Here is a 9,909-nt window from a genome sequence, read left to right as displayed (position 1 = left end):
ACCTTCGTCGCCTGCTGGACGGCTCTTGGAACACGGCAGGGACCATTTTTATGGACTACCGCAACAGCGCAGATTTTTCAGACCGGCATACTGTGATTTACGGACATAATATGAAGAATGATACAATGTTTGGCTCTCTGCCGGAGTATCAGAGCCAAGAGTATTATGAACAGCATCCGGTTTGGTATTTGCTGACGCCGGAGCAAAACTACAAGGTGGAATTGATTGCAGCCTATGTCACACCGTCCGATTCGGCAGTTTATGGCTTTGAGAAAACCCAGGAGGAACGAAACGCTCTGCTGGAAACAGCACTTAAAAAATCCGCTTTTACCACGGATATATCTGTATCTGATGAGGACAGGCTGATTACCTTTTCCACTTGTTCCTACGAATATGATGGTGCAAGGTTTGTGCTGGTGGGAGTGTTGTGTGAGATTGATTAAAACAAAAAAACGGATAGCGGATAAAAGACAAAGGCGGCTGCACGATTTCTCGCTCAGTCGCCTTTGTGCTCCTTAAAAGTATCTGCTTGCTGGCAGAGGGTGATATATTTTTGAATTTCGTCCTCGCTTTTTCCGGCAAAGAAGTCAATTACGCTTTTTGAAACAGCATCCGATTTCATGTCCTGAAAGACAGCGGCATCCAAACTGATATTCAGCCCCCTCGCCAATGTGGCGACTGTTTCAAATTTCGGGCTGCTTTTGCATCGTTCAATTTCGATGATTGTCCGAACGCTCATGAGTAGTTTGTCCGCCAATTCCCGTTGTGTCAGATTCCGCTTGATTCTTGCGGCACGGAGAGCAGCGGCAAATGAATCCAGCGGATTCTGCATTGTACCTCACCTCATGTATATTTTAGTATGCGTTACCGCTCATATAAATATACTTATAAATCATATCATATGAGCTTCTAATCATAATCGGGAACGGAGAGGAACAGGAAATGAGCAAAGAAAAGATTTGGGGGAAGATTTGATCTAAACGTTCCCAAGGGGGTCATAAGACAAAGAACCGTTGCGATAAAGACGGATTTTCTAACGTCGGGCTGCGCTCATTGGAATAAGTTGCAGCTCGCTTTTTATGCAGTAAAGATTGCATTTGATATATGGGGCTATCATGTTCCAATTGATTCCGACTCGCCTTTTCGACGTGCTTATCCATATATAACAAAAGGCACACAAACAGCTCACTATGCCTGTCTGTGTGCCTTTTATCGTATATGGCAAAGGATTTTTGCGGGCTGCCGTGATCCCCTGGTCAATCGTTTTGATTTGTTCAAAAACGATTGATTGGAGGAAAATGACATGCCATATAACAAGGCCAAAGCCCAAAAGGATTGGGAATTATGGAAGAAAGCCGAGTAAGAAAAAATGCGCAGCCTCGGTGTGGATGAAACAACGATACAAAAACTGCGCGAATACGATTGGAATGCGTTTAATTCAGAACGGCGCTTTTACGAAAAACTTCAGGAGTCGGATCATCTGATTGATTTTATTGCGGCAAAAGAACCGGAGCCGTACATAGGAACCGTAGAGAGATTGCTGGACAACATAGAGAATCAGCATTTGCATCAGGCATTGGTTACTGTGGACAAGCTCACGTTGCAGATTGTTCTATGGAAAATGGATGGATATAACAGCCAGCAGATATCGCAGAAATGCGGTCTGACAGTAGAAGCGGTCAACTTCCGAATGTGGCATCTGAGAAAGAAAATAAAAAAACTTTTTGAGAGCATCTAATATTTTGTGTGTTCTCATCGGCTATAGGGTGAAGGGCTATAAAAGTCCTTTGCCCTATTTGCCGTTTATGGACGAACCCACCAGCGGTCTTGACCCCGCTGCCCGCGCGGAGGTCCATGCGATGCTGCGCGAGCTCAAGACGGCAGGCGCGACCATCTTCATCACCACGCACGACATGGCCGAAGCCGAAACGGTATGCGACCGCATCGCCATTCTAAACGACGGAAGAATCGTGGCAGAAGGCGAGCCTGAATCGCTTAAACTACGATTCGCGCGCAACAAGCTGACCATCGTCACGAAATCACGCGGCGTCATCGAGGCGACCAAGGATGCACAATCAGCAGACCTGGTGCACGAGCTCATGGTCGCAAACGAGATCCAATCTTTGCATTCGGACGAACCCAACCTTGAGGAAGTGTTCCTCGAGCTGACCGGAAGGGAATTCTAAATGAACGCCTCGCTGCGCAAAACTGGCGCGCTTTTCATGAAAGACGTCGCCGACTTCTTCAAAAACCCCACCATGCTGGTGGTAAGCCTCATGCCTATCGCGTTCATGCTGCTGTATCGCTTCATGATAGGCGATGCGACAGCGGACGCCGGCTTGACTCCTGAGCAACAAGCGTTCGCTGACAAAGAGGTCCTGAAATTCATGCTGGGAACCGCATTGTGCCTGACTGTTGGCATGGCGGGTTCCATGACCATCATCTACGGCATCGCGGAAGAAAAAGAGAAGCACACGCTGCGCACGCTGATGCTTGCCAACGTGACCGCGGGCAACGTGCTGGCGGCAAAAACCCTGCTCGCTTTGGTGGTGATCGTTGCGGTTGAGGCGGCGTGCTTCTTTGCCGCAGGCGGACAGATGCAGTGGTTCGGCACCTACCTCGCACTTGGCGTGCTGGGCGCGTTGCCTTTGATCTTGGTGTCGCTGGTGTTGGGTCTTGCCAGCCGCGACCAGACCACCGCAGGCGTATTCGGCGTGCCGCTGCTGCTGCTTGCGATGATTCCCATGTTCGAGCTGGCAAACGAGACGATTGCCAAGATTTCAGTCTACACTCCCTGCGGAGGCATCTACAAGCTGATGGGCATGGCAATCGACGGGTCGGTGACATTTGACGAGGCCTTGATGCCGCTGGCAGTCACCGCTGCCTGGATCGTCGTAGGGGCAATCCTGTTTGCCGTGCTATACAAGAAGCTGACCAGGGATAACTAGTACGCAAATACGCAGGAAGGCCTGCGCATAACCCCTCTATCGCCAAGGCCGCGACGCCCAACCCGAGCGCTGCGGCCTCATTTGTGTGTCAAAAGGAGACGTAGCACTTTTGACACACATGGGTGCCCAGGCTGAGTTCCATATCCGAACGGGATAACGTGCGCCCGTCTTGAATAACGTGCGCGAACCGTGCACGAGAGACGAGTCGGGCACGAAACACGGGCCATGCGTAGTCGTCCGACCCTCTGGGGCCGCCGCGCACGCCGGAGACGATTGGTTCCGGTCATGCTAACGCCGAATCAATAGAGAGAGCTAGAAAGTACGCACATAATCGTGGGTTGTGTATGGCGCGTGCATCCAAATCGAAGGAATGCGCACATAATCTCAGGTTGTGTACGGCGTGTACATCGAAATCAGGCGATTCGGCACGTAATTTCGACTTTTGCACGGTGCGTACATCCGCTCTGTCGCACGCTGAGGAATTCCCCGCCGCGACCTCTCCCCTTCATCGTACACCACCGCTCAAAACGTACTTTTCCGATGACCAATCTTCGCAATCGGCAGCTCTTTCCACCTCGAAACGCCTTCTTTATCGTAGAGCACGATGTACGCACCGTACAAAAGTCGCGAATCGGTGCAAAAAATGGCATTTTGGATGTACGCACCGTACAAAACTCGACAAGGTGTGCATGCGATTCACATCTCTTTGGTTAACCATCGTTGGCACAGCTGCGGTCGGCTTGGGCATGAAAGGAGTCCTGCGCGCCGCCCAGATGCCAACGTCCGGGAGAGCGTCAGGCAGACCGCATGCCACCTGCCTTCCGACCTATGTAAACGAAGCTTTAACAGGAATCTTCACGCAGAATGGGAACTTTGCAGTTGCTATTAGATTCCGTATCGCGCAAATGACCTTGCACCTCGTCGGTCAGGCCTTGGGATTTCGGGATTTCCTGGAGGTTCATCTGTAAGATCCCGCATCGCGCAAAAGAACACGTACCCGCTCATATCCCTGCGCCTCGCTATGCGCGCCCATCCGTTGCCTTCATAACTCCGCATATTCAAAAGATACCTCTTGACACATCATGCTATACGTCGCATAGTATGTATCACATAGTATATGTTGCATAGTATTACATGACGCAAGATATCGTCTGAAAGGAGGCGGCGGTGGATGCACAAATGAAACGCGGGTTCTTAGAAGCATGCGTTTTAGCAACACTCGACCGACGGGAATCGTACGGATACCAAATCGTCAAAGACGTGCCGCTTGCCTTGGGGTTGACGGAATCGACGCTCTATCCCCTGCTCAAACGCCTAGAGGCTGCCGGCTGCATCGCGGTGCGCACAGCAGAGCATAACGGAAGGCTTCGCAAGTATTACCGTACCACGGAAGAAGGAAAGCGACGAATCGCAGAGTTCGTTGCCGAACGGTCTGAGGTTCTGGCGATTTACGACTATGTGGAGGCCGCAACGGGACGAGGCGCTACAGCGCAATCGCTTGAATCAGAACATCTCATGCCGAATGGTATCCAGGCAACTCGCACGGCAATTGAACAAACCGCCCTACAAGAATCGCAAATTGCTCAACCCGCCGAACCGATTGTTGACAAAACAGACAGGGAAGCATGCGTCCAATCGTCTGAGCGAAAGATGGAAGACACGCCGTTTACCAAGCTCGCTCACATTCTCAATCGTTAGGAGCATCCATGAACAAACAACAGTATCTTACGCGTCTCGAAAGCCTGCTGGCGTGCCTCCCTCAGGAGATGCGCGCCGAATCGATTGCCTTCTATGCCGAAATGATCGATGACCGCATGGAGGAAGGGCTCACGGAGGAAGAGGCCGTTGCCGCCCTTGAAACGCCAGGTGCCGCCGCCGAGGCGATCCTCGATGATTTACCCGCAGTCCCCCGCGCCATGGCGAAAACGCGACGCAAAAGCAAGGCGCTGCTCTGGACGCTCCTCATCGTAGGAGCGGTGGTGTGGGTCCCGCTGCTCATTGCATTTTTGGCAGTTGCCCTGTGCGTATACGCCTGCATCTGGATTCTGGTCGCATGCCTCTGGATTGTATCGATTGCCTTCGTGGCAGCATTCCCCGCCTCCTGCGCCATAGCGTTCATGGGTGTCTCTGCTGGCGTCATTCCATTCGCAATCGCAGAAGCAGGAGTCGGCCTTGTATGCGCAGGCATCGGGCTTGCGATGATAGCGGTATCCATCGGCGCAACCAAGCAACTCGCACGCCTGTCGCGCGCATGGGTGCGCAAAATGGCATCCCCCTTTGTCAAATCACGCAATGACCACGACACAAAACCCGGCGTCACGACTTCACATGCGATAGCATAAGCGCAGAGAAAGGATTACTCATGACAACAGGAAAGAAAGTCCTGCTCGCTGTAGCGGCGGGAATGGCAGCATTGGGAATCGTGCTCATGGGAGTCGGCTTTGTGATGAGCGGGTTTGATTCCGCGGTGTTCACCATGCATGTCGATACGAGGGAAGGCATTTTCGTGCTGGGTGGACACGTGGTTGAGAACCCTTCTGAACTCCCATTTTTGGGAACAATCGCCAACCTGGGCACGATTGGTTATGAATCAATCCGCTGAATTTCATCCGAGATGGCGCTTGCTGCCTTCGACAACCTCTGGTAAACCAAGCGGGGCATGCATAAACGAGCGCTTTTTGGGGCAAGGTACTCGCCGCCCATAACAGCGTGAACAAGCTCATCCATAGCCTCAGACACTCGATGGCGTACCGTACCCATACGCGGTGCGTTAGACCATCGATCGTACAGGTGTCCCCCGCCCAGCATCAGGCCTCCCTTAAAGGAGAAATGAAGATTGTCGTCTGCACCATTAACGACATGATTCTGCGTCGAGTCGGGATTAAGAATGGCGTCAACCGCAGCTGAAAGCGAAGGCACCGCCTCATATTCCTGGGAAATGTTCACGAGGTACAAAGGGATGTCGATCGGTGCATCAGGCAAAAATGAACGAACGCTTAGCAACGCCCTCCGGCACGTTTGCCTATTCACATCATCCCATTCACCATCGGGATCGATAAAGAATCCCACCATCGCGCAACGTCCATTTTCAAGGACGGGAACATTTTGCTTGCCTAACGCAAGGCCGTACCCAATCAGATGAATGAACGTCGGTACGACCTCCCGTGAATCCACATCCACGAGTGATGCAAAATCACGAGCGAAAGCCGAGTATGCTACTTCAAAATCTTGAGCCATGATTGAAGTCATGTGCATGGAGCCTGGAGTCAGATCGGCGAGCACTATCGTTGATGGCAGAGCCATGATGGGAACCCCTCTATTTCACAAGTACGAAACCCATGATACCCGATTTCCCATTGGTAAAAGTTCACTCTCTGTTAAACCAGCGATGAGAAAACCGACGACCTAATATCTCCGCCGGTTCGACACTTGCACCCGGGTGGCGGCAAGCGACAGTGAGCCCAACGCCATAATCCGTGTCCGAACTCAGATTTTGTGCACAGCGCATGCACGATTTTCGAGTTTGGACATGGGATGACAAGAACTCGACAAAACACTTAACTGCGAACAGGCGTTTTAATCTTTTTGCTCCGACGAGACTGCCCCGGCGCCCGAAAACGGTGCTCCAGGAGCCGGGATTCGTGTCCGAACTCAGATTTTGCGCACGGCGCATGCGCGTTTTTCGAGTTCGGACATGGGACAGTGCGGCATCGGCGGCAATGCTTAACAACGAGCTGGCATTTTAAGTAATTCCAAGCAGTGTCCCGCTTGCGATGAACGCAAAAGGGGCCTCACTGACGCATTATCGTGTCCGAACTCGATTTTTGCGCACGGCGCATGCGCATTATTCGAGTTTGGACACGCGACTCGTGGCATCTACGCCATCCCCGGGCAGGCCATCTCCATCAGAGCCCACACCTGGTCGGCACGACTTAACGCCGAAGGAGCGCAGAATCACCTAGCACCAAAAGGTGTTAACCCACAGCAAAGGTCGCCAAACAAAGAGCAGAAACACAAATCATTACCCCAACGCCTTATACCCCAGGCCGCGGACGGTTTCGATGAGCTTGGGATGTGACGGATCGTCCTCCACCTTTTCGCGCAGACGCTTGATGTACACGGTGATCGCGTTGTCGGACACATACTCGCCGCCTGCATCCCACAAGGCATCGCGAATCGCATCGCGCGTCACCAAACGCCCCTTCGCCTGCGCAAACAACAGAAGCAGTCGATATTCGAGCGCAGAAAGAACCAGGTCGCGCCCCTGCTTGCGCACAACACCCGCCGCAAGGTCGATCTCAACGTTGCCCAAAGACATCCGCTCTACAGCCGACCCAGACTTCGCCCGGCGCGCCGCAGCGTTGATGCGCGCCAAGAGCTCCCGGGCGCGAAACGGCTTGGCGATATAATCGGCGGCACCCATGTCAAGCCCCGCAACCGTGCTGAATTCGTCGTCGGACGCCGTAAGAAAAATCACCGGCATGTCGGGTGCAATCTGCTGCGCCGCGGCGCACACACCGAACCCCGTGCCCTGCTCGAGCGTCACATCCAAAAGCGCAAGATCGAACGAACCCTGCTCCAGCATGTCCACCGCAACATCCTGACGTGTTGCCACCTGGCAGTCATGTCCCTCGGAGTTCAGCAGCGCCCGAAGAGCGCCCACAATCGAGGCGTCGTCCTCCACGATGAGAATACGCATGCTAGAGCTCCAGCTTCATATACACCGTCTCGGCGATGGGATTGTCATTGTATTGGGGAATCTCAACGAAACCCATGCTCTTATACAGAGCGATAGCAGCCTTAAGACGAGGAAGCGTGTCCAGATACATGCACGAATAGCCCATCTCGCGGGCGTCATCCACGATACGCTGGGCAAGACGCCTACCGATATGCGCCCCTCGATTGCCCGGCCTCACATAAAGACGCTTCATCTCGCAGGCGTTCTGGCCGGAAAGCTCGTGCATCGGGCGCAACGCGATGCAGCCCACGGCAGGCCCTCCGAAATGCGCCACATATAAACGTCCTTCCGGCATGCCGTACTTCTCACCCAAATGGTCCAGCTCGGTGTCATAGCCCTGCAAGGCAAGGCATTCGCTCATATCGCCCTGTTCTCCCTGCAGCCAATCCATGTATTCGACGATGAGCGGGCGCACCTCGTCAAGACGGTCGTAAGCAAGTTCTATCGTGAGTTCGCAAGATTGTTGTGCTTCCATGACGCTTCCTTCGGTTGGGTGACGCATATCCGTGCATTGTAGCGTGAATACGCAGTCGAATACTCAGCAGACCGGCGTGAGGGCGCCTGTCTCGGAATCCATGATGTAACCGCCGATACGACCGCTCTGATCGGTAAGGCACATTCGCCCTTTCTGCTATGGTAGTCATCGACTAGATTGTAGCCCATGCAGCATTGTGGCGAAAAACCTCGCTGCAACCGCATGACAATGAACGTCCACGCATGCCGCTGATACGCAAGTAAAACTCCGGCCGAAAGAAAGAGGGCTCCTGGTGGATACGCTCTTCAGAAATCCCTCATTCCTTAGACAAACGCTTGGCCTTTTAACGCTGGCGGTGCTCATGGGAGCCCTCGCATTCTTGGCCACGAGCTGGGCGGCGCAATCGACCAGTTCCCCCGTTTCCCCTGCATTCGTCTCGGGCGTATGCACACTTGTCGCCGGCATCGCGACGACGCTCGCCTTTTGCCTCATCTCCCACCGGCGCTATACGGAAATCACGCGGCTTTCAACGGAAATCGACGCGGTGCTGCACGACGGACGGAATCTATCGTTTTCCGATTATCGCGAGGGTGATGTCGCCGTGCTGCGCAACGAAGTGGACAAGGTGTGCGCCCGCCTCACCAAGACGGCAGAGGATCTTGCGGCCGAGAAACGAGCGCTGTCAGACGCCCTGGCGGACATCTCCCATCAGATTCGCACGCCGCTCACCGCGGTCGAGCTCTTGGTGCCCGTGATAGAACGAGCCCAGGATTCGCACGTTCGCTCGATGAAGCTCCACGAGTTGGAAACGCTCATTGACCGCGTGTCATGGCTGGTCACCTCGCTTCTGAAAATCGCCCGGATCGATGCAAACGCCATCACGCTCGCATCGAGGGAGCAAAACGCCAAAGCCGTCATCGACGCCGCGCTTGAACCGGTTGAGGTATCGATGGACATGCATGGCGTTTCGTACGAAACCGACGTTCAGATGGATGCCGCCTTTTTGGGCGATGCAGCATGGACGGCAGAGGCGCTGTCCAACGTGCTCAAGAACTGCATGGAGCACACACCCGAAGGAGGCTGCATTCGCATTCAAGCGACGGAGGATTCGCTGGCATGCCGCTTCCGCATCCAAGATACGGGGCCCGGCATTTCCGACGACGATCTGCCGCATGTCTTCGAGCGGTTCTACCGCGGCGAGCCGCGCAATACGGCTCCATTGCGCGGACCCGAAGACCCTTCGTCCAATCCAGACTTTGCCGATGCGATGCAGCCTGTGGGATTCGGCATCGGGCTTTCGCTCGCGCAGGCGCTCATCAACGCCCAGGGCGGCTCGATCCGCGCGTCAAACGCTCCGGGCGGCGGAGCGCAATTCGATATCGTTTTTCCCAAAGTGACAGTTTAGTCACGTTGGCGTCACGCGCGTGTCAGCCGCAACCGCGACACTAAAGGTGTCGGATTACATCCACTACGAGGAAACGAGGGCACCATGGATATCCTCACCGTGTCGCACCTAACCAAGACCTACGGATCGGGCGATGCCGCGACCCGCGCGCTCAACGACGTCTCGCTCACTATCGCCGAAGGAGAGTTCGTCGCCATCGTGGGCTCGTCGGGATCGGGCAAGAGCACGCTTTTGCACTTGCTGGACGGCGTCGATAGACCCACCTCAGGAACTGTCTACCTCAATGGCGAAGACATCTATGCGCGCCGCGACGAGCAGCTTGCCGTGTTTCGTCGACGCGAAG

Annotated in this window: 13 protein-coding genes; 9 read left to right on the top strand and 4 right to left on the bottom strand. The window is 54.1% G+C overall.

Annotated elements, in window-relative coordinates:
* A partial coding sequence (locus Q0J60_RS07225; protein WP_294440041.1) for a class B sortase occupies positions 1-443 on the top strand: 443 nt, incomplete at its 5' end.
* 53 nt (positions 444-496) lie between these two features.
* On the opposite strand, the gene Q0J60_RS07220 is transcribed toward Q0J60_RS07225, so the two are convergent.
* Complete coding sequence (locus tag Q0J60_RS07220; RefSeq protein ID WP_294440040.1) at positions 497-832, bottom strand: helix-turn-helix domain-containing protein; 336 nt, start codon at positions 830-832, stop codon at positions 497-499.
* A 537-nt stretch (positions 833-1,369) separates the two neighbouring features.
* Between Q0J60_RS07220 and Q0J60_RS07215 the strand changes: the two genes are divergently transcribed.
* The 6 genes from Q0J60_RS07215 (at position 1,370) to Q0J60_RS07190 (ending at position 5,550) form a co-directional block, all read left to right on the top strand.
* The gene (locus Q0J60_RS07215) at positions 1,370-1,738 is read left to right on the top strand and encodes a sigma-70 family RNA polymerase sigma factor (protein WP_294440036.1); all 369 of its coding nucleotides are present in this window, start codon (positions 1,370-1,372) and stop codon (positions 1,736-1,738) included.
* A 67-nt stretch (positions 1,739-1,805) separates the two neighbouring features.
* The gene (locus Q0J60_RS07210; protein ID WP_294440034.1) at positions 1,806-2,186 is read left to right on the top strand and encodes a hypothetical protein; all 381 of its coding nucleotides are present in this window, start codon (positions 1,806-1,808) and stop codon (positions 2,184-2,186) included.
* Complete coding sequence (locus Q0J60_RS07205) at positions 2,187-2,948, top strand: ABC transporter permease (protein ID WP_294440033.1); 762 nt, start codon at positions 2,187-2,189, stop codon at positions 2,946-2,948.
* 1,167 nt (positions 2,949-4,115) lie between these two features.
* A complete protein-coding gene (locus tag Q0J60_RS07200) occupies positions 4,116-4,646 on the top strand; it encodes a PadR family transcriptional regulator (RefSeq protein ID WP_294440031.1) in 531 nt (176 codons plus the stop codon).
* 8 nt (positions 4,647-4,654) lie between these two features.
* Positions 4,655-5,290, top strand: a complete 636-nt coding sequence (locus tag Q0J60_RS07195; protein ID WP_294440029.1) for a DUF1700 domain-containing protein — start codon at positions 4,655-4,657, stop codon at positions 5,288-5,290.
* Positions 5,291-5,310: 20 nt separating this feature from the next.
* Complete coding sequence (locus Q0J60_RS07190) at positions 5,311-5,550, top strand: hypothetical protein (RefSeq protein ID WP_294440027.1); 240 nt, start codon at positions 5,311-5,313, stop codon at positions 5,548-5,550.
* Here the strand turns inward: Q0J60_RS07190 and Q0J60_RS07185 are convergent.
* The 3 genes from Q0J60_RS07185 to Q0J60_RS07175 form a co-directional block, all read right to left on the bottom strand.
* Positions 5,532-6,251 (bottom strand): hypothetical protein, encoded by a 720-nt coding sequence (locus Q0J60_RS07185; protein ID WP_294440024.1) that lies wholly within the window; start codon positions 6,249-6,251, stop codon positions 5,532-5,534. The genes Q0J60_RS07190 and Q0J60_RS07185 overlap by 19 nt on opposite strands.
* A 718-nt stretch (positions 6,252-6,969) precedes the next feature.
* Positions 6,970-7,647, bottom strand: a complete 678-nt coding sequence (locus Q0J60_RS07180) for a response regulator transcription factor (protein WP_294440022.1) — start codon at positions 7,645-7,647, stop codon at positions 6,970-6,972.
* A gap of 1 nt (position 7,648) precedes the next feature.
* A complete protein-coding gene (locus Q0J60_RS07175) occupies positions 7,649-8,161 on the bottom strand; it encodes a GNAT family N-acetyltransferase (protein ID WP_294440021.1) in 513 nt (170 codons plus the stop codon).
* A gap of 361 nt (positions 8,162-8,522) precedes the next feature.
* On the opposite strand from Q0J60_RS07175, the gene Q0J60_RS07170 reads away from it, so the two are divergent.
* Both Q0J60_RS07170 and Q0J60_RS07165 read left to right on the top strand, forming a co-directional pair.
* Positions 8,523-9,566, top strand: coding sequence for a HAMP domain-containing sensor histidine kinase (locus Q0J60_RS07170; RefSeq protein ID WP_294440019.1), 1,044 nt, complete (start codon positions 8,523-8,525; stop codon positions 9,564-9,566).
* Between the two features lie 84 nt (positions 9,567-9,650).
* Positions 9,651-9,909 (top strand): ATP-binding cassette domain-containing protein (locus Q0J60_RS07165; protein WP_294440017.1); only part of this gene is annotated, 259 nt, incomplete at its 3' end.

Source organism: uncultured Slackia sp., assembly GCF_944321625.1.
In the GTDB taxonomy this organism is placed as follows: domain Bacteria; phylum Actinomycetota; class Coriobacteriia; order Coriobacteriales; family Eggerthellaceae; genus Slackia.
This window is presented reverse-complemented; position numbering and strand designations above follow the sequence as displayed.